The following is a 19,005-nucleotide window of genomic DNA, read 5'->3' as shown; positions in this document are numbered from 1 at the left end:
CGATCTCCTAGGATCAGCGGCTGGAACGCGAGCGGACGCGCCTGAGCCAGGACGAGAGCCGGCCGAACAGAAGGCCGGTCACGAGGCGGAGGGGATTGAGGCCGGAGGACTGGGAGCCGCGGTCCTCCGGGACGTCGCGGCCCGCAAGGCGGTCCTCGAGGTTTCGCGCAAAATCAGCGGTGAGGCGTCCCGCAACGTCGCGCACCAAGCCCGGCCTGCCGAACTGGGCGAGCGGCCCCTTAAGCGTGTAGCCGACGGTCAGGACCACCTCGGAGATTCCGGGCGTCGCGTCATCGATCACCCGGTACCGGATCTCGCCCTGCGCGCCGGAGCGTCCGTCCGCGCCCGCGCCGAGGATCCGCCCGGCGCGGTCGGCCTCGTCGCGCGAGACGGACGCGGCGCCGCGGAATGCCGCAGCGATCGGCCCGAGCTTGACGCGGATGCCGCCCTCGATGCGCTCCGGAGAGGGCGTCGCCTCCACGAACGCGCCTGGCAGGCAATCCGCGACGGCGCGGACGTCGCCGAACAGCGCGAAGACGTCCTCGGCCGGAAAGGCGACCGTGAAGCGCTGCTCGAAGGTGTGCGCCGGAACGAACTCCGAAACCGCAACCGCCGGCGAGGAACGTTCCGCGGCGGTTCGGTCAGCCGCGCGCGATATTGCGGCCCGCTCGCTCCCGACATGTGCGCCGACTGAGCCAAGCGGACGTTCGCCGGCGGCCGGCGCGACGCCGCGGCCGCGCCGCTCGGCGATCACCGACTGGATCGCCCGGACGATGCCGAGATAGCCGGTGCAGCGGCAGAGATTGCCGGCGAGGCCGACGCGGATGCGCCGCTCGTCGGGCTCGGGAAGGCGCAGGGCCAGATCGCGGGCCGCGACCAGCATGCCCGGCGTGCAGAAGCCGCATTGCAGCGCGTGCTCGCGGGTGAAGGCGGCGCGAAGCTCCGCCGTCAGTTCGTCGTCGTCCAACCCCTCGATCGTCGTGACGGAGGCGCCGGAGCAGACCGCCGCGAAGGTGAGGCAGGAGCGCGCCGGCTCGCCGTCCAGCAGCACGGTGCAGGCCCCGCAGACGCCATGCTCGCAGCCGAGATGCGTGCCGGTGAGGTTCAGATCCTCGCGCAGGAAATCCGCAAGATGGGTGCGCGGCTTGACGGCGCGGGAGACGGCGCGCCCGTTGACGGTGAGATCGAGCGCCGTGACGGCTGCGGGCGTGCGGACGGGCGCGTTCATGCCGCGGCTCTCGCGGCCGAGGGCGCGCGGTCGATCGCTTGCGCCAGCGCCCGCCTGAGGATCTCGACATGGACGTGCCGCGCCGCTTCGCTGGCGACCCCGGCGGCTTTCAGCGCCTCGTCGGCGACGCTCCGGTCGAACGCTCCGATGTCCGGCCCGATCCTGCCGCCGAACAGTACGCCCGCGTCCTCGAACACGATCGGCGGTCGGTCGACGGCGCCCATCACGGCGCGGCCGGCTTGGGCGTCGAGGTCGACCAGCGCCGCCCCGAGCGCGTGGGCGAACTCTCCGATCTTGCGCGCATGCTTGACGTAGCCGAAGCCGGCGCTCGGCGAGACCTGAGGAATGCGGATGGCGAGGATGAGTTCGCCGGCATGAAGCGCCGTGGACAGCGCGCCGGTGAGGAACGCGCCGAGCGGCAATCGCCGGCGGCCCTCCCGCGACGCAAGTTCGATCTCCGCGCCGAGCGCCAGCAGCGCCGTCGGCCAATCCGCGGCGGGATCGGCGTGGGCCAGGCTGCCGCCGACCGTGCCGCGATTGCGCACCGCGCGGTACGCGATGCCCGAGGCGACGCGCGCGAGCAGGTCGGGGCCCGCGTCGGCCACGCGGCCGTCCTCGATGTCGGCATGGGTGCAGCCGGCGCCGATGACGAGCGTGTCCCCTGCGCGTTCGAAGCGGCGAAGCTCGGGGATGGCGCTGATATCGACGACGAGGTCGGGCTCCACGAGGCGCAAATTCAGCATCGGACCGAGCGACTGGCCGCCGGCCATCACCTTGACCACGCCGGACGGCGCGCTGAGCAGGTCAAGCGCTTCCGCCAAGTCGCGCGGACGAACGAGGTCGAAGCGGGCCGCCTTCACGCCGCATCCCTTCGTTCGCGCGGGCTGGCGGCGCGGGCGGTAAGGACCGCCTCGACGATGCGGTCCGGCGTTACGGGCGACGCCAGCATCTCGACGCCGAGCGGGCGCAGCGCGTCGTTGATGGCGTTTGCGATGGCGGCCGGCGGGGCGATCGCGCCGCCCTCTCCGATGCCCTTCACGCCGAAGCGCGTATAGGGCGACGGGGTCTCCATGTGGTCGATCCGCGGCGCCGGGATCTCGGCCGCGCCGGGCAACAGGTAGTCGCCGAGGGTTGAGGCGAGCGGCTGGCCGGCCTGGTCGTACGGCATCTCCTCGAGCAGCGCCGTGCCGATGCCCTGCGCGAGGCCGCCGAGAATCTGGCCGTCGACGACCATCGGGTTCACCAGCACGCCGCCGTCCTCGACGATGACGTAGTCGAGGATCTCGACCGCGCCGATCTCGGCGTCGACCGCGAGCGTGACGGCATGGGCGGCGTAGGAGAACGTCCCGCTGTCACGCTGCGGCTTGTAGCCGGCGGTGACCTCGAGACCGCCGCCATGCGCGCCGGTGGGTAGGTCCTGCGGGCGGCGATACCAGACGCGTGCGATTTCGGAGAGCTGGATGTCGCCGCTCGGCCCGACGACGCGGCCCATCTCGAACCGGACGTCGGAAGAGTCGGCCTGCAGCAGATGCGCGCCAATCGCGACCGCGCGCTCGACAAGCTCCTCGCAGGCGGACGCGACCGCTCCGCCGGTCATCACCATCATCCGTGAGCCCCAGGCGCCGGTGGAGTACGGCGTCATCGCCGTGTCGCCATGGACGAGGCGGATGCGGTCTGTCGGAATGCCGAGGATCTCGTGCGCGACCTGCGGCAGCGTGGTCTCGAGGCTCTGGCCGTGGGAATGCGCTCCGATCCGAAGCTCAAGTCCGCCGTCCGGCGTCAGCCGCGCGCCGGCCTGCTCGTGGCCCGGAACCATCGGAATGCCCCAGCCGGAATAGACCGAGGTGCCGTGGGCGGACTGCTCGCAATAGATCGAGAGACCGAAGCCGATCCGCCGCCCATCCGGCTCGCCCGCCTTCTGACGCGCGCGCACAGCGTCGACGTCGATCATCTTCAGCGCGCGCGTCAGCGCCTCCGGATAGTCGCCGCTGTCGAAGTGCTTCCTGGTGATGTTGTCGAACGGCATCTGCTCGGGCCGCACGAGGTTCTTGAGCCTGACCTGCTCCGGCGTCACCCCTGCGGCCGCCGCGACGGCGTCGAGCGCAAGCTCCATCGCGAAGCAGACGCCTGTCCGCGCCACGCCGCGATAGGGCAGGATCGGCGGCTTGTTGGTCGCGACCGACCATGTGCGGCAGCGATAGGCCGGAAAGTCGTAGGGCCCGGGCAGAATGCTCGCGACCTGCGCCGCTTCGAGACAGGCGGAGAAGGGGTAAGCGGAATAACACCCGCTATCGACGATCGCTTCGCAGTCCACCCCGCGGATGGTCCCGTCGCGCTCGGCGTAGACGGTGATCTCGTAATGGTGCTCGCGGCAATCCGCGTTCGCCGTCAGGTGCTCGCGGCGGTCCTCGATCCAGCGGACGGGGGCGTCAAGCCGCAGCGCAAGCCAGCCGAGACAGACCTCTTCTGCGAGCAGGATGCCCTTGTATCCGAAGCCGCCGCCGACATCCGGCGAGACGACGCGGATGCGCTCCTCCATGAGCCCGAGGCATTCGGAAAGGCCCGAGCGCACGATGTGCGGCATCTGGCAGGAGGTGGTGACGCAGAGCTGGTCGAGCCGGCGGTCGAGGTGAGCGACCACGCCGCGGCCCTCGATCGGCGCCATGCACTGGCGCGCGGTCGAGATCGTGCGGGAGACCTTGATCGGCGCGTCGAAGGCCGAGGCGATGTCGACGTCGACCAGCGTCTCCAGGAAGACGTTGTCGCCCCACTCCTCGTGCACCAGCGACGCCGTCTCGTCACGGGCGCGCCGCATGTCGTGGATCGCGGGCAGCTCTTCGAGATCGAGCTCGACGAGCGCCGCGATGTCCTCCGCCTCGGCGCGGGTCGGCGCGACGCACATGGCGACGAGTTCTCCGACCTGCCGGACTTTCTCGCGCGCCAGGGGCGGCTGCTCGGACGGCTTGAAGCCGGGGAGGCCCGACACGGCGCGGATCGGCTTCACGCCATCGAGATCGGCCGCCACGAAGACGCGGTCGCGCACATGATCGGGGATCGAGACGGCCTTGATGCGCGCATGCGCCAACGGGCTGCGGACAAAGGCGACGTCCTGCATGCCGGGCAGCCTGATGTCGGCGACATACTGGCCGCGGCCGCGCAGAAAGCGGTCGTCCTCCTTGCGGGGAAGCCGCGCGCCGACGCCCTGCGCCTTCCCCTCCTCGCTCACGCCGCGCTCTTCTTCAGGTCGAGCGCGAGCGCCAGCACGTCCTGCGCGGCGCGGACCAGCGCGCCTTCCGCTGAGCGGAGCTCGTCGAGGATGGTGAAGTGATCGCCGCCTGGGATCGGGATCAGCGCGCCCGGCGCGCCGGCCTCCGCGCGCAGCGCGTGGAGGGCGCGGGAATCGCGGACCAACGCCGGAACCTCGGCCTCGCCATAGGCGATCGCGAGCGGTTTCTGGACCACGGGCAGACGCAAAGGCGAGAGCGTTGCGATTTCCTGGTCGGTCAGATTCAACGCGGCGTTGAGGAAGGTGTCGCGGATTGGCGCAAGCTCATAGACGCCGGAGATCGCAAGGCCTGCGGTCACGGCCGAATGGTTCAGCGCCATCGCGACGAGGTGCCCGCCAGCGGACCAGCCTGACAGCACGATCGGTCCGGCGATCCCGTGCTGCGGCCCTTCGCGCGAAAGCCAGTCCAGCGCGTCGCCGATCTCGGCCACGATCTCGCTCAGCGTCGCGTCCGGCGCGAGCGTGTGGCTCGGCATCGCGACGGACCAACCGATGGCGGCGGCGCCTTCGGCGTAAACGGCAAACGCCTCGCGCGAATTCTTCTGCCAATAGCCACCATGGATGAAGACGAGGCAGGGCGCGCCGGGATCGGCGGCGGGGTAGAGGTCGAAGGCCTGACGGGACTTAGGGCCGTACGGAATATCGAGCGCGGCGGAATGATCAGCGCGCCATTCCGCGGACAGGGCGTCGCGGCGGCGGACCAGCTCGGGGCTGTTCCGCACGGCGCGATTGTTGTTGTAGGCGCGGTCGCGCTGGTCTTGCGACAGCGTCTCCCAGACCTCCTGCGGGGCCTTCGCCTCCTCGGCGGCGTCGTTCACGCCGCGATCGCCTGCGGCAGGATCGGGCTGTCCGCGTCGATGCGCTCGCCCTTGCGCAGGCAGAAGGCCGGCTGCAGCAGCCGCTCGGCGATGACACGGTAATCCTCGTTGTCGCGCAGCACGAAGCGGCCGCGGACGTCGTTCAGCACCGAGACGTCCGCCGTCCGCCCGACGGCGAGTGACCCGAGCGTATCCTCCATCCCCAGCATCTTCGCCGGATGGGTGGTGACCATCTTCACGACGTAGTCGAGCGGCAGCCCCAGCGTCATCATCGAGCTCATCGCCTGGGTCAGGCTGAAGCGCGCCTGGCCCTTGAAGGGGTGGTTCTCGTCGTCCTCGTGCTCTTCGGGCGTCCCGGCCGGGATCGGAATCTCCGGCACCTGCGTGTTGTAGCCGTGCATGTCGGCGCCCAGCGTGTGCGGAACGACGCCTGCGGCGAGCGCCATCTTGGCGAGCCGGTAGGAGAAGTGGCTGCCATGGCCGACGTCGACCGTCAGGCCGCGGTCGATCGCCGCCTGCAGGACGTGATGCAACTCTCCTTTCGCGTTCACGAAGCCGCCGGGATGGCGCGTGAACGGATGGGCGAGCACGTCGCCCTCCTTCAGCAGCGGGATGACGCGCTCCAGAATGGTGTCGGCGTCCTCGCCGTTCTTGCCGCTCTCAGGCAGGCCCCAGAGCTGGCCGAAATGGACGTAGAGCGGCAGGTCGGCGCGGCGGCTGATCTCCGCCGCCATCTCCATCACCTTGATGCCCCAGCGCGCAAAGCCGCCGATCTCGGCATGGCCCTTGATGCCGCGGACGATGTCCTTGTTGGCGATCGCCGAGCGCGTGGTCGCTTCGACGTCGACGCCGTCCGGGCTGTAGAGGTTCGGGTAGAAGTGACCCTCGAGGCCGCCGACCAGATAGGCCGAGAGGAAGCAGAGCACGTTGGTCTTGGAGGGCTCCGCGATGAACTTGCGAAAGCCCGGCAGCGTCATGCAGGAGGGGCCGCCCTGATCGATCACGGTGGTCACGCCCGAGCGGACGCCGACCATGTCAGGGTCAAGTCCGAAGCGGCCGGTGACATATTGATAGATGTGGCCATGCGTATCGATCAGGCCGGGGAGCACCAGCTTGCCCGAAACGTCGATCACCTCTTTCGCCGAGCTTGGCAGGATCGCCTCCTCCACCGCCGCGATCTTCCCGCCCTTGACGGCGACGTCGCGTACGCCGTCGATGCCCGATGCCGGACACATCACGCGGCCGCCCTTCAGGAGCAGATCGTAGCCACTCGTTTCCGCCATTTCGGTTCTCCATCGCCAGACCGCAGTCGCGGCCTGAAAAAGCGAAGCATACTTCGCAATTATCATGCACGCTATGTGCCAACCTGGCCGAGGCTTTGCCGACCGGCGCGATGCAAGAAGCCACCCACGAGAGTCGCCCCGTGACAGAAACCGCCGCCGGCCCAGACAGCCACGAAGAGAAGTGGCCCCTTCTGGAGCGCCCCGGCTTCCTCGCCAGGCGCCTCCATCAAATCCACGTCAGCCTGTTTTCGGAGCGCTGCGCGGAGTTCCGGATCACCCCGCTCCAGTACAGCCTGCTTTCGGCGCTTTCCGAACTCGAAGAGGCCGACCAGACCAGGCTCGCCCGGGCGGTCGCGCTCGACCGGACAACGACGACGGGCGCCCTGAAACGCCTGGAGATCCGCGGCCTGTTGCGCCGGGTGACGTCCGATCGGGACCGCCGCTCGCAAGCCTGCCGCATGACGCCCGAGGGGGAGATCCTGCTCCGCGCCATGGAGGCCTCCGTTCGGGCCGCTCATGAGGCGACCGTCGAAAGCCTGTCTTCGACGGAGCAGGCGACGCTGATTGCCTTGCTAAAGCGCGCGGTCGCCGCTCATGAAGATCGGCTGGCGAGCGGAATGCCTTCGGCTTAGGCGCGTGCTGCGCGCCTGTTGTGCATGATCGGCGTGCCCGCTCTCTAAAGCGCGGGAGCGTAGGAGGCCGGATCAATGGTTGCGGGACGTCCCTCCAGATCGAGGCTCGCCAGCCGCGGCGGGGTCTCGGCGATCACCCGTCCCCTCCGCACGACGAACAGCCGGGCCGCCTTGAGCCGGATCGCCTCGATCGGGTCCTGGGCCTGGAGCACCACGAAATCGGCGTTCGCGCCGACCTCGAGCCCATAGCCCGCGAGCCCCATGATCTTGGCCGGCGTCGCGGTCACCGCGTCGAAGGCGGAACGGATCGCGTCGCGCCCGGTCATCTGCGCGACGTGGACCGCCATGTGGGCGACCTCAAGCATGTCGCCGGAGCCGAGCCCGTACCAGGGGTCCATGACGCAGTCGTGCCCGAAGGCGCAGGGGACGCCGGCAGCCATCAATTCCGGCACGCGCGTCATGCCGCGCCGCTTCGGGTAGGTGTCGTGCCGGCCCTGGATGACGATGTTGATCAGCGGGTTTGCGATCACCGCCATGCCGGCCTCGGCGATCAGCGGGATCAGCTTCGAGACGTAGTAGTTGTCCATGGAGTGCATGGAGGTGAGGTGCGAGCCGGCGACCCGCCCCTGCAATCCCAGTCGCTGCGTCTCGTAAGCGAGCGTCTCCACGTGGCGCGAGAGCGGGTCGTCCGTTTCGTCGCAATGGATATCGACGCGAAGGCCCCGCTCCGCCGCGATCTCGCAGGCCGCGCGGACGGACGCCGCGCCTTCCGCCATCGTGCGCTCGAAATGCGGAATGCCGCCGACCACCTCGACCCCGCGGTCGAGCGCGCGGACCAGGTTCGCCCCGGCGTTCGGCGAGCGGTAGTAGCCGTCTTGCGGGAACGCGACGAGCTGGAGGTCGAGGTAAGGCGCGACGCGGCGCTTGACCTCGAGCAGCGCGTCGACCGCGAGCAGCCGGTCGTCGCAGATGTCGACATGGGAGCGGATCGCGAGCAGCCCCTGGGCGACCGCGAGGTCGCAATAGCGCAGCGCGCGCTCGATGATCGCGTCCGCGGTCAGGAGAGGCTTGAGCTCGCCCCAGAGCGCGATGCCTTCCAGCAACGTGCCGGACTGGTTGAGCCGTGGCAGGCCGAGCGAAAGCGTGGCGTCCATGTGGAAGTGGACGTCGACGAAGGGCGGCGCGACAAGGCGGCCGGCGGCGTCGATGACGCGCGCCGCCTCGCCGCCGATGTCGCGCTCGATCGCAGCGATGCGTCCGCCGGACACCGCGATGTCGAGGCCCATGCGGCCGTCAGGCAACGTGGCGTCGCGGATGAGAAGATCATGTTGCATCGGGCGCGCTCATGCGGAGATGGGAACGAGCTTGGCCGCCCGCGGCGAAGCGAGCGGCCCTCGGAGTGCTTTGAGAGTGGACGGAGCCGCCTCGCAAGCGGGCGGCTCCGTCGGAACGTGGGCGTCAGCGGGCGACCGCGACCCTTGCCGTGGCGGTCTTGCGGCTGAGCGCCAGGTAGACGGCGCCCGCGACCAGGGTGCCGGCGAGCCAGCTCAGGTCGGCGCCGCCAAGCAGCTTGGTCGCGATCGGCCCCTGGAACACGGGCACCAGCCCGTTCTGGAACAGCCATCCCGCGAACAGCCCGACCAGGAAGGCGATGATCCCGGGCCAGTTGATGTCGCCATAGGCGCTGGTCTCCGGCGAGCGGTAGAGCTCCGCCACGTCCACCTGACCCTTCCGCTTGATGTAGAAGTCGGCGAGCGCGACACCGGCGAAGGGGCTCAGCCACATGATGAGGCCGATCATCCAGTGGTCGAAGGCCTGCGCGAAGTTCGGCGCGAAGACGAAGTAGAACGTCACGAGATAGCCCGCGGCGCCGACGAACAGGGCAAGCACGATGCGCGGGATCTTGATGCCCATGCTGAGCAGCGCGAGCGTCGCGGAATAGACGTTCAGGATGTTGGTCGCGATCGGCCCGTGCAGGACGAGCGCGAGCACGAGCACCGCCATCGGTCCTCCGAACACCGCGCTCACCATCTTGGCGGGGTCGGCGTCGTTGGTGACGCTCGCGATCGTGGCGCCGAGCACGCCGAGCCAGACCACCGGAACGTACATGCCGAAGAAGCTGTGCCAGAACACTGAGGTCGCCGACTCGCTCTTCCGCACGAAGCGCGAGTAGTCCGAGGCCCAGGTCACCCAGGAGATGCCCCAGCCGATCCCGATCGCCGCGGTGAGCAGGGTCAGCATGGCGAAATGTTCGGCGGGCGCCAGCGAGCTCGTGAGGTTCCAGTTCACCACGCCCGGCTGCGTCCAGGCCGCGACGCTGATCATCAGCATGATCGCGACGGTCGCCGGCACGGTGTACTTCTCGAACGTCCGGATCGCATAGAAGCCGTACGTGCCGATGCCGATCTGCAGCGCCATGATGATCGTGATGACGATCAGGTTCGGGACGGCCGTATCGGGGACGCCGAACTGGCTGAGGATGCCCATCGAGATCTTCACGGGGAAGTAGGTGTTCACCCCGATCCAGCCGAGCGTCATAATGAAGACCAGCGCCGCCGGCAGATAGGCGCCGCGCCGGCCAAAGGCGGCGCGGCTGAGCACCATCTGGTTCACGCCGGTCCTGTGCCCCATGACGGTGAACGAGGCGAAAAGCGCGCAACCGACGAGGTTGCCGAGCACGATCACCGCGATCGTGTCCCAGATGCCGAGCTTCAGAATGATGCCGAGCGCGCCGAGCGCCCAGTTGATGGGCGCGATATTGGCGCCCGCCCATATCCACATCTGCTGCGGCCCGGTGGAGTCCCGGTCCGCGTCCGGAATTGGCTCGATCGCGTGCTCGTCCAGCCTTAGTTCGGTCTTCGACATCGTGGCTCCCCCGCCATCTTGGCGGACGCGCTTGCCGCGTCCCGCTCACCCGTTTTCGTCTTCCGCCGCTCGCCGGCGGCGGCGGACCTCGTCGCCTTCGTTCAGAAGGGAAATTCGCGCTTGCCGAGCTGGATGGTGATCCACTTCTGCTCGGTCAGCTCCTCCCAGGAGGAGCGGCCGCCCTCCCGGCCGAAGCCGCTGTTCTTCACGCCGCCGAAGGGCACGTGCGGCTCGTCGGTGATGGTGCAGTCGTTGACGTGCACCATGCCGGACTCGAGCCGCATCGAGAGGTCCATCGCCTTCTGCAGGTCGTTGGTGATCACGGCGGCCGAGAGCCCGTATTCCGTGTCGTTCGCGATCGCGAGCGCCTCTTCGGAATCCTCGACCCGGATCAGCGAGACCACCGGGCCGAAGCTCTCCTCGTGATAGATGCGCATCTCGGGCGTCACGCCGGTCAGGACCGTCGGCTGGAAGTAGCGGCCCTCGTGCTCGCCGCCGAGCTCGATCGTCGCGCCCTTGTCTTTGGCGTCGTCGAGCTGCGCGTCGATGAAGGTGACCTGGCTGTCGCGGATGAGCGGGCCGATCACGCTCGTCGCCTCGCGCGGATGGCCGACGGGGATGGTCTTCGCCTTGGCGACGAACCGCTCCTTAAAGGCGTCGAAGATCGGCGCCTCGACGACGATCTTCGAGTTGGCCATACAGACTTGGCCCTGGTGGAGGAAGACGCCGAAGGCCGCCGCGTCCACGGCGTAGTCGAGATCGGCGTCCTTCAGCACGATCAGCGGGCTCTTGCCGCCCATCTCCAGCGTGAACTTCTTGAGGTGCTTGGCCGCCTCGATCGCGAGCTTGCGGCCGGTGCGGGTCGAGCCCGTAAAGGTGACGAGCTTCACCCTCGGATCGGCCATGATGAGTTCGCCGACCTCGGCCGGAACGCCGGGGATGACGTTCAGCACGCCGGCCGGAAGCCCCGCCTCCTCGAAGATGTCGGCGATCAGCGCGCCGGAGATCGGCGTCTCCTCCGAGGGCTTCAGCACGAAGGTGTTTCCGGCCGCGAGCGCGAAGGCGATCTTCTTCATCGACAGCAGAAAGGGCGAGTTGAACGGCGCGATGCCGGCGACCACGCCAAGCGGCCGGCGCACCGACATCGAAATCTGGCCGGGCTGCGTCACCGGCATGGTCTCGCCCATCACGTGGCGCACGTCGCCGGCTGCGCTCACGAGACAGTCGGTGACGTAACCGATCTCCCAAAGCGCCTTGTTGAAGACCGAGCCGCACTCGTCGATCAGCATGTCGCGGATTTCGGGCGTGCGACGCTCGATCACCTCCGCCGTCTTGAGCAGGATTTTTTCGCGCTCGGCCGCGAGCGAAGAGCCCCAGGCGCCGAACGCCTTGTGCGCGGCGTCGATTGCGCGGACGACTTCGTCGCGGCCCGCCTGCTGGGTGCGCGCGAAGAGCGCGCCGTCCGCCGGATTGAAGCTCTCGGCGATGATGTTGCGGGACGAGCGGACCCATTCGCCGCCGATGAACAGCTTGTAGGTGCGGACGCCGTCGAGCTCGTCATAGGAGGCGGGATTCATGCTGCGGCTCCTTGGCGTCGCCATGATGCGAAATCGGTCGTGGATGCGAGGTCGCGCGCGATGAGATCGGCCGCGCGTTCGCCGATCAGGACGCAAGGCGCCATAGTGTTGCCGCCGGCGACCGCCGGCATGACCGAACCGTCCGCGACCCTCAGGCCCTCGACCCCGTAGACCTTGAGCGCGCCGTCGACGACGGACATCGCGTCGCGGCCCATCTTCGCCGTGCAGGTCTGGTGGAAGTAGGTGCCGGCGGCGTTGCGCAGGAAGGTCAGCATGTCCGCCGCGGACAGCGGGCCGGGCATCAGTTCGCGCTTCACGAACGGCCGAAGCGCCTCCGAATTGCCGATCTCGCGGCAGATCTCGATGCAGCGGAGCAGGGCGCGGACGTCGGCTTCCTCGCTCAGAAAGTTCGCGTGGATCCGCACAGGGTCCTCCGGCCGCGCGCCGGTGAGCGCGACATGGCCGCGGCTCTTCGGGCGGATCAGCCCGGGCGCCAGCGTAAAGCAGGTTGAGGGATCGACCGGCAGGCCATAGGCCGGCCGCGTGATCTCGGAGCCGAACGCGCATTCCTCCAGGATCGGCTGGAGGTCCGGACAGGGGAGCGCGGCTTCCGACTTGCAGAAGATCGTGAACTCGGCGGAGTTGTTCCGCGGGGCGGCGGGCTCGCGATATTTGAATACGCAGCCCGCGACGAGGATGTGGTCCTGGAAGTTCTGCCCGACCCCCGGCAGGTGCTGGACGACCGGCAGCCCGAGCTCGCCCAGCGTCGCGGCGTCGCCGATCCCCGACAGCATCAGGGTCTTCGGCGTGTTGATCGCGCCGAGCGACAGCACGATCTCGTGGCGCGCGCGGACGGTGCGGACGGCGCCGTCGAGCTCGAACTCGACAGCCGCGGCGCGGCCGTTCTCGATTACAACGCGGCGCGTCATTGCGCCGGTCAGCACGGTCAGGTTCGGCCGGCCAAGCTTCGGTCGGAGATAGGCGCTCGCGGTCGAGACGCGGACGCCGTCGCTATCCACATTGACGTTCGCGATCGCGCAGCAGCCGTCGCCCTCCATGGCCTCGGCGTTGTGATCGGCGACCTCGGGGATCCCAAGCGCCGCGCTCGCCGCGAGCAGCCCATGCGTAACGGGGATCGGGTCCTTCGGCCGGGTGATGCGCATCGGCCCGCCGCGGCCGCGCAGGGACGAGTCCGGGCCATCCCAGTCTTCCATACGCTTGTAGATCTCGACCGCCGCCTCGTAGCCCCAGCCCGCGTCGCCGGTTTCCGCCTCCCAAAGGTCGAAATCCGCCCTGTGGCCGCGCGCCCAGACAAGGCCGTTAACCGCCGATCCGCCGCCCAGCACGCGCCCCATTGGCAACGGCGCACGTCGTCCATTGAGGCCGGGGCATGGTTCGGAAGCGAAGCCCCAGTCGCGCTCGGAGCCGATGTTGCGCATCCAGATCGTCGGATCGCGCACCTCGGGCGTGTCGCCCGTCCCGCCCGCCTCGAGAAGCAGCACGCGAAGATCCGGGTCGGCCGCCAGTCGGCCCGCCACGACGCACCCGGCCGAGCCGCCGCCGCAGACGATGACATCGTAGTCTTCCCGAGGGCTTTCGGTGACGCTCATTCGTTTCTTCAGACGTCCGCATCGAAATAGGCAGTATGCTTCGCATTCTCCGTTTCACGTTTCATGCCAACGCGCCGCGCGCCTAGCCGCGGTGGGGCGCTAGGCTGCGCGAGGGAACAGAGGCGCCGATTGTGCAGGCAGCCAGAGGGCCGTTACGCCGCTTTATGACGCGACTCTGGCGAAGCTGGTGCGCCGGCTCTCTTGTCGGGGATCCCGGCGCGAGGCCGGTTCGGGGGCGCTGATTTCGCAGAATGGCGGATCGAGCGACCTGGCGTGAACCGCCAGGAGCCTGGAGCGGGCGAAGGGAATCGAACCCTCGTATGCAGCTTGGGAAGCTGCCGTTCTACCATTGAACTACGCCCGCGGAGCGCGGCGCGATCATAAGGGGGCGGCGGGCGCGGGACAAGCGCGGCGCCGGCGTTACTGCGCGGGCTCGTGACCGGCGGACTGTCGACGGGCTAGGCGGTTGCGAGTAGAGCATGCGCAAAAGCCGGGTTCGCCCCGTGCCCGCCAATTTCCGAGTGGAGTTATCGCCCGATGTCCTCCCGCACGGCCTTCATCGCCGGCGCCGTCGCCTTCGTGATCGGCGCGGTCGCGCTCGTCGGCGCCGCTTTCATGCTGCGCGGCGGCGGCGAGCTCGCGACGCAGGCCTCGACCATCGGCGGGCCGTTCAAGATGGTCGACCAGGACGGCAAGGCCGTGACCGAGCAGGATCTCAAGGGCAAGCCGCATGTCGTGTTCTTCGGCTTCACCCATTGCCCGGACGTCTGCCCGACGGCGCTGTTCGAGCTGACGCAGGCGTTCAACGCCATGGGCGCGGATGCGCAGAAGGTCGGCGGGGTGTTCGTCACCGTCGATCCCGAACGCGACACGCCCGAGGTGATGAAGGGCTACCTCTCCAGCTTCTCGCCGCTGATCCGCGGCTTCACCGGCTCGCCCGAGCAGGTCGACGCCATCGTCAAGGCCTATCGCGTGTTCCGGAAGAAGGTCCCGCTCGAAGGCGGCGACTACACGATGGACCACACCGCGGTCGTCTATCTCATGGACCGCAACGGCGCTTTCGTCGCGCCGCTCAACATGAAGCGATCGCCGGAAGAGATAGCCGCCGAGATCCGCCGTTACGGGTGAGGCGTCCTGCGGCGCGAGACGCCGTGGGCGGTCTTCTCCCACTGGCTGGTCTCGCCCTTCGCGATCTGCCAGAGCGCGCGCCACGCGGCGATCCCGACCAGCAGCCAGTAGGCGGGCATCAGCGCCAGATCGCCGGTCAGCCGCCCGAGCCCGCGACGCTCCAGCCCCATCCACGCGCAGGCGAGCGCGGTCGAATAGCCGATCACGAGGCTCGCCCCGCAGAGTCCGGCGAAGGTCATGCCAGCAAGCGACTCGGCGGGCGCAAGCAGCGAACCGTCGATCGCGCGCCATACGAAAAGCGCGAGCACCGCGGGATAAGCGAGCGCGGTGAGCGCCACCCCGCCGACCAGCGCGCCGGCCGCCGCCAGGTTGAGGGCGCCGAGCCGTCCCAGCCCGCGCGGGTTGAGCGCGTGCACCAGCGTGGTGACCATAAACCCCTTCATCCAGCGGGTGCGCTGTCTGATCCAGGGCTTCAGTCGCGTGGTCGATTCCTCGAAGGTCGTCGAGGCGATCGCGCCCGTCCGATAGCCGAAGCGCGCGAGACGCAGGCCGAGATCGGCGTCCTCCGTCACGTTGCCGGCGTCCCAGCCGCCGACCTTGCGCAGGACTTTGACGTCAAAGTGGTTCGAGGTGCCGCCGAGCGCGATCGGGAGCCCGAGCCGAGCGAGCGCCGGCACCACCACGTCGAACAGCGCGGCGTATTCAATGGCGAATTGGCGCGCGAGCCAGCCATCCCCGATATTGTCGATTGCGAGCCGAGCCTGCACGCAGGCGAGATCCGTGGGGCCGGTGGCGAAGGCCTGGATCGCTTCGCGGAGCTGGCCGGGCTCGGGCTGATCCTCGGCGTCGAACACCGCGAGATACCGTCCGCGGGCGGCGATGAGGCCTGCGTTCAGCGCCCGCGGCTTGGTGCGCGGCCCGCCCGGCGGCAGCATCAGAACCTCGACACCGGCGCGCGGCGGCCGCCGCTCCAGCGCGAACAGGGTTTCAGCGTCGCCGGCCTCGACGAGGATCTTGATGTCGAGCTTTTCCGGCGGATAGTCGAGCCGCTCGAGCGCGGCCATCAGGCCGGGAACGACCGCCGCCTCCCTCGCGAGCGGGACCAGCACGGTGTAGACAGGCAGCGTGCGGTCGTCGTCGCGCCGCATTGGGCGCTCGGGAGACGGCGGCGTGCAGGCCACGTAGAGGCGGAACAGGTTGAGCGTCGCGAACAGCAGGCTCGTCATGCCGAGAACCATGCCGCCCGCGATATCGAGCGCAAAGGTCGCGGCGAAGGCTGCGAAGGTCAGTCCGGCGACGACAAAGCGCAGCCGGGCGTCGACCGCCGGCAGTCCGTCGCGCACCGAGAGCGAGGGATCGACCAGCGACGGCCCCTCGCTGGCATGGGCGGCGAGCGCGTGTCCCGCGCGTGCGATCACGAGATCGGCGAAGGCGCGCGGCGAGGACACGGCGATCGTCATCCGGCGTCCGCGCGCGTCAAGCGCGAGCTGCGCCATATGACGGCCCCGCGCAGCGACGTGGAGGGTCAAGCGGCCTGCCGTGTCGAACAGCAGGACATGGCCGGATCGCAAAGCCTGCCCGCACATTTCGGCGTCGATCGGCGGACCGTCGTGGTCGCTCCCATCGGCGACGCGGGCCCCAAGACCATGCGCGAGCGCCTCTATGATCGAGTCCTCTGCGATAGCGCCGGAGGCGATCAGCGCGTCGAGCGGCTCGCAGCCGGTGAGTTCAGCGCGGCGCATGGCCGCGAGCAGCGGTCCCGGCGGGACGCCATTCTGCGCGAGCAGAGCGAGGTCGAACGGGAGCCATGGCGTTGCAGGCGAGGGGGCGATAGACCGGCGATCGTAGAAAGCAGAGCGCGCCGGCGCTATGCCGGCTTCGCCGTTCAAGACAGCGTCGATCGCCGCCATCATGCTTTCCGCCCCCGGAAAGGTGCGGGCTCCCCGCCCGCACGCGTTCATTCCCTAACGAAAAGTTAAGAACGCGATGGGCGCAGAGTCGAGTCATTTTCAACCTCTCGTCGCGATCTTGGTCGCCGGCGCGCTGGCTCTGTTCGGAGCAAGCGGCGCGCGAGCGGCCGAAAGCGTGCCGATCCCTCGCTTCTCGGACCCCGGCGCGCGCATCGAGCGGCCGGATCTGCCGGCCGGGCGCATCGTCAAATGGGCGACCGGCGACGACTATCCGCCGTTCCACTACATCGACGCGGACGGGCAGCCCGCGGGCTTCGCCGTCGACCTCGCGCGCGCGGTCTGTACGGAGCTCGGCCTCGCCTGCACGCTGCAGGCCTGGCGCTGGGACGCGCTGCTCGACACGATCGACAAGCGGCAAGCCGACGTGATCCTCGCCATGGTCCGTCCGACGCCCGCCTTGCGCACGCGCTTCCTGATGACGGAGCGCGTGCACCAGACGCCGGCGCGCTTCGTCGCGCGCAACGAGACGCCGGGCGAGGTCTCGGCCCCGGCGCTCAAGGGCAAGCGCGTCGCGGTGGTCGCAGGATCTGCGCATGAGGCTTACCTCAAGGCGTTCTTCCCGGCCGTGGAGCTCAAGGCCTTCGAGAAAGCCGACGAGGCGCGCGCCGCCGTGAAGGACGGACAGGCCGATTTCGTGTTCGGCGATGCGGTCTCGCTCGCCTTCTGGCTGAACGGCACGGCGTCGTCCGGGTGCTGCCGCTTCGTCGGCGGGCCTTACGTCGACGCGCGCTATTTCGGCGAGGGCGTCGGCGCGCTGCTGAAGCCCGGCGACGAGAAGCTGAGGCAGGCGATCGATTATGCGCTGCAGCGGCTCGACGAAAGCGGCGCGTTCGCCGAGATCTACCTCAAGCATTTCCCGATCGGGATCTGGTGAGAGGCCCTGACGTTGACGCATTTTCCCGCGCGTTCTTAAACACTCGCCCGATCTGACCGGACTACGCATCGACATGACCGACTTCGCCTTCGACTCCGCCTTGGCCGAGATCGCCCGCACTTCGAACGCCTGGCCGTTCGAAGAGGCGCGCAAACTCGTCGAGCGGCTGAAGAAGCGGCCGAAGGATGGTCCGGTGCTGTTCGAGACCGGCTATGGCCCGTCGGGCCTGCCGCATATCGGCACGTTCGGGGAGGTCGCGCGCACGACCATGGTGCGCCACGCCTTCCGCACGCTGACCGAGGACAAGGTCCCGACGCGGCTGTTGTGCTTCTCCGATGACATGGACGGCCTTCGGAAGGTGCCGGACAACGTGCCGAACCAAGCGCTGCTGGCGGCCAACCTCGGCAAGCCGCTGACGGAGGTGCCGGATCCGTTCGGCAGCCCAGAAGGCTCCTTCGGGCGGGCGAACAATGCGCGGCTGCGCGCTTTTCTCGACCGCTTCGGCTTCGACTACGAGTTCGCTTCCTCCACCGACTATTACCGCGAAGGCCGGTTTGACGAGGTGCTGGTGCGCATGCTCGAGCGCTTCGACGCGGTCATGGAGATCATGCTGCCGTCGCTGCGCGCGGAGCGGGCCTCGACCTACTCGCCCTTCCTGCCGATCCACCCCAAGACCCGCATCGTCATGCAGGTGCCGATCGAGGAGCGGAACGTCGCGAACCACTCGATCGTCTGGCGCGACCCGGAGACGGCTGAGCGCTTCGAAACCAAGGTGACGGGCGGCGAGGCCAAGCTGCAGTGGAAGCCGGACTGGGCGATGCGCTGGACGGCGCTCGAGGTCGATTACGAGATGGCCGGCAAGGACCTGATCGACAGCGTCAAGCTCGCCGGCGAGATCTGTCGCGCGCTCGGCGGCGTCGCCCCGGAAGGCTTCAACTACGAGCTGTTCCTCGACGAGAAGGGCCAGAAGATCTCGAAGTCGAAGGGCAACGGCCTGACGATCGATGAGTGGCTCGCCTATGCCAGTCCCGAGAGCCTGTCGCTCTACATGTATCACAAGCCGCGCGAGGCGAAGAAGCTGCACTTCGACGTCATCCCGCGCGCGGTCGACGAGTATTTCCAGTTCCTCGGCGGCTTCGGCCGGCAGGAGGGCAAGCAGAAGCTGGGCAATCCGGTCTGGCACATCCATTCCGGCGAACCTCCGGTCATTGACATGCCGGTGACGTTCGCGCTGCTGCTCAACCTCGTCTCGGCCTCGAACGCGGAAAACCGGGCGGTGCTGTGGGGCTTCATCGGCCGCTACGCAGCCGGCGTGACGCCCGAGACGCACCCGAAGCTCGACGAACTCGTCGGCTACGCGCTGCGCTATTACGAGGATCACGTGAAGCCGACCAAGCGCTTCGCTGCGCCCGACGAGGTTGAGCGCGCCGCGCTCGAACGCCTCGACGCGGCGCTCGGCGCGCTGCCGGCGGACGCGCCGGCCGAGGCCGTGCAGAACGCGCTCTACGACGTCGCCCGCGCCGTGCCACGCTACCAGGACTTTGCCGCCAAGGGCGCGACGCCGGAACGGCCCGGCGTCAGCCAGGACTGGTTCTCCGCGCTCTATCGCACGCTGATCGGCCAGGAAAAGGGCCCGCGCTTCGGCTCCTTCGTCGCGCTCTACGGCGTGCCGGAGACGCGCGCCTTGATCCAGCGCGCGCTCGCCGGCGAACTGGCCCAGGCGGCCTGAGGAGA

Annotated in this window: 14 protein-coding genes and 1 tRNA gene; 4 read left to right on the top strand and 11 right to left on the bottom strand. The window is 68.9% G+C overall.

Going from position 1 to position 19,005, the window contains the following annotated elements; translation table 11 throughout:
- Positions 1–13 precede the first annotated feature (13 nt).
- The 5 genes from EYR15_RS12215 to EYR15_RS12195 are packed head-to-tail and all read right to left on the bottom strand — an operon-like array spanning position 14 to position 6,615.
- On the bottom strand, positions 14–1,228 hold the full coding sequence (locus tag EYR15_RS12215) for a xanthine dehydrogenase family Fe-S subunit (protein WP_131003818.1): 1,215 nt from the start codon (positions 1,226–1,228) through the stop codon (positions 14–16).
- Positions 1,225–2,088, bottom strand: coding sequence for an FAD binding domain-containing protein (locus tag EYR15_RS12210; RefSeq protein WP_131003817.1), 864 nt, complete (start codon positions 2,086–2,088; stop codon positions 1,225–1,227). Before EYR15_RS12210 ends, EYR15_RS12215 begins: the two co-directional genes overlap by 4 nt.
- Positions 2,085–4,454, bottom strand: coding sequence for a xanthine dehydrogenase family protein molybdopterin-binding subunit (locus EYR15_RS12205; RefSeq protein WP_131003816.1), 2,370 nt, complete (start codon positions 4,452–4,454; stop codon positions 2,085–2,087). The genes EYR15_RS12210 and EYR15_RS12205 overlap by 4 nt, the downstream gene beginning before the upstream one ends.
- A complete protein-coding gene (locus EYR15_RS12200; RefSeq protein WP_131003815.1) occupies positions 4,451–5,332 on the bottom strand; it encodes an alpha/beta hydrolase in 882 nt (293 codons plus the stop codon). Before EYR15_RS12200 ends, EYR15_RS12205 begins: the two co-directional genes overlap by 4 nt.
- A complete protein-coding gene (locus EYR15_RS12195) occupies positions 5,329–6,615 on the bottom strand; it encodes an amidohydrolase/deacetylase family metallohydrolase (protein WP_131003814.1) in 1,287 nt (428 codons plus the stop codon). Before EYR15_RS12195 ends, EYR15_RS12200 begins: the two co-directional genes overlap by 4 nt.
- Positions 6,616–6,755: 140 nt before the next feature.
- Between EYR15_RS12195 and EYR15_RS12190 the strand changes: the two genes are divergently transcribed.
- Positions 6,756–7,247, top strand: coding sequence for a MarR family winged helix-turn-helix transcriptional regulator (locus EYR15_RS12190; RefSeq protein ID WP_245498281.1), 492 nt, complete (start codon positions 6,756–6,758; stop codon positions 7,245–7,247).
- A gap of 44 nt (positions 7,248–7,291) precedes the next feature.
- On the opposite strand, the gene EYR15_RS12185 is transcribed toward EYR15_RS12190, so the two are convergent.
- The 5 genes from EYR15_RS12185 to EYR15_RS12165 form a co-directional block, all read right to left on the bottom strand.
- Entirely contained in the window at positions 7,292–8,581 is a 1,290-nt protein-coding gene (locus EYR15_RS12185; protein ID WP_131003812.1) for an amidohydrolase family protein, read from the bottom strand.
- A gap of 124 nt (positions 8,582–8,705) precedes the next feature.
- Positions 8,706–10,112: a purine-cytosine permease family protein gene (locus tag EYR15_RS12180; RefSeq protein ID WP_131003811.1), complete on the bottom strand. Its 1,407-nt coding sequence runs from the start codon at positions 10,110–10,112 to the stop codon at positions 8,706–8,708.
- A gap of 101 nt (positions 10,113–10,213) precedes the next feature.
- Positions 10,214–11,689 carry an aldehyde dehydrogenase family protein gene (locus tag EYR15_RS12175; RefSeq protein ID WP_131003810.1) on the bottom strand — a complete coding sequence of 492 codons (1,476 nt, stop codon included), beginning with the start codon at positions 11,687–11,689 and terminating at the stop codon, positions 10,214–10,216.
- Positions 11,686–13,299 (bottom strand): GMC family oxidoreductase, encoded by a 1,614-nt coding sequence (locus EYR15_RS12170; RefSeq protein WP_131003809.1) that lies wholly within the window; start codon positions 13,297–13,299, stop codon positions 11,686–11,688. Before EYR15_RS12170 ends, EYR15_RS12175 begins: the two co-directional genes overlap by 4 nt.
- A 290-nt stretch (positions 13,300–13,589) precedes the next feature.
- Positions 13,590–13,663, bottom strand: a tRNA-Gly gene (locus EYR15_RS12165).
- Positions 13,664–13,836: 173 nt separating this feature from the next.
- On the opposite strand from EYR15_RS12165, the gene EYR15_RS12160 reads away from it, so the two are divergent.
- A complete protein-coding gene (locus tag EYR15_RS12160) occupies positions 13,837–14,427 on the top strand; it encodes an SCO family protein (RefSeq protein ID WP_131003808.1) in 591 nt (196 codons plus the stop codon).
- Here the strand turns inward: EYR15_RS12160 and EYR15_RS12155 are convergent.
- The gene (locus tag EYR15_RS12155; RefSeq protein WP_165455490.1) at positions 14,418–16,337 is read right to left on the bottom strand and encodes a glycosyltransferase; all 1,920 of its coding nucleotides are present in this window, start codon (positions 16,335–16,337) and stop codon (positions 14,418–14,420) included. The genes EYR15_RS12160 and EYR15_RS12155 overlap by 10 nt on opposite strands.
- A gap of 76 nt (positions 16,338–16,413) precedes the next feature.
- Here EYR15_RS12155 and EYR15_RS12150 point away from each other — a divergent pair, with 76 nt between their 5' ends.
- Positions 16,414–17,271, top strand: a complete 858-nt coding sequence (locus EYR15_RS12150; RefSeq protein ID WP_131003806.1) for a transporter substrate-binding domain-containing protein — start codon at positions 16,414–16,416, stop codon at positions 17,269–17,271.
- Positions 17,272–17,344: 73 nt separating this feature from the next.
- Entirely contained in the window at positions 17,345–19,000 is a 1,656-nt protein-coding gene (locus EYR15_RS12145; RefSeq protein ID WP_131003805.1) for a lysine--tRNA ligase, read from the top strand.
- The last annotated feature ends 5 nt before the right edge of the window (positions 19,001–19,005 follow it).

The organism is Hansschlegelia quercus (assembly GCF_004310425.1).
In the GTDB taxonomy this organism is placed as follows: Bacteria; Pseudomonadota; Alphaproteobacteria; order Rhizobiales; family Methylopilaceae; genus Methylopila; species Methylopila quercus.
This window is presented reverse-complemented; position numbering and strand designations above follow the sequence as displayed.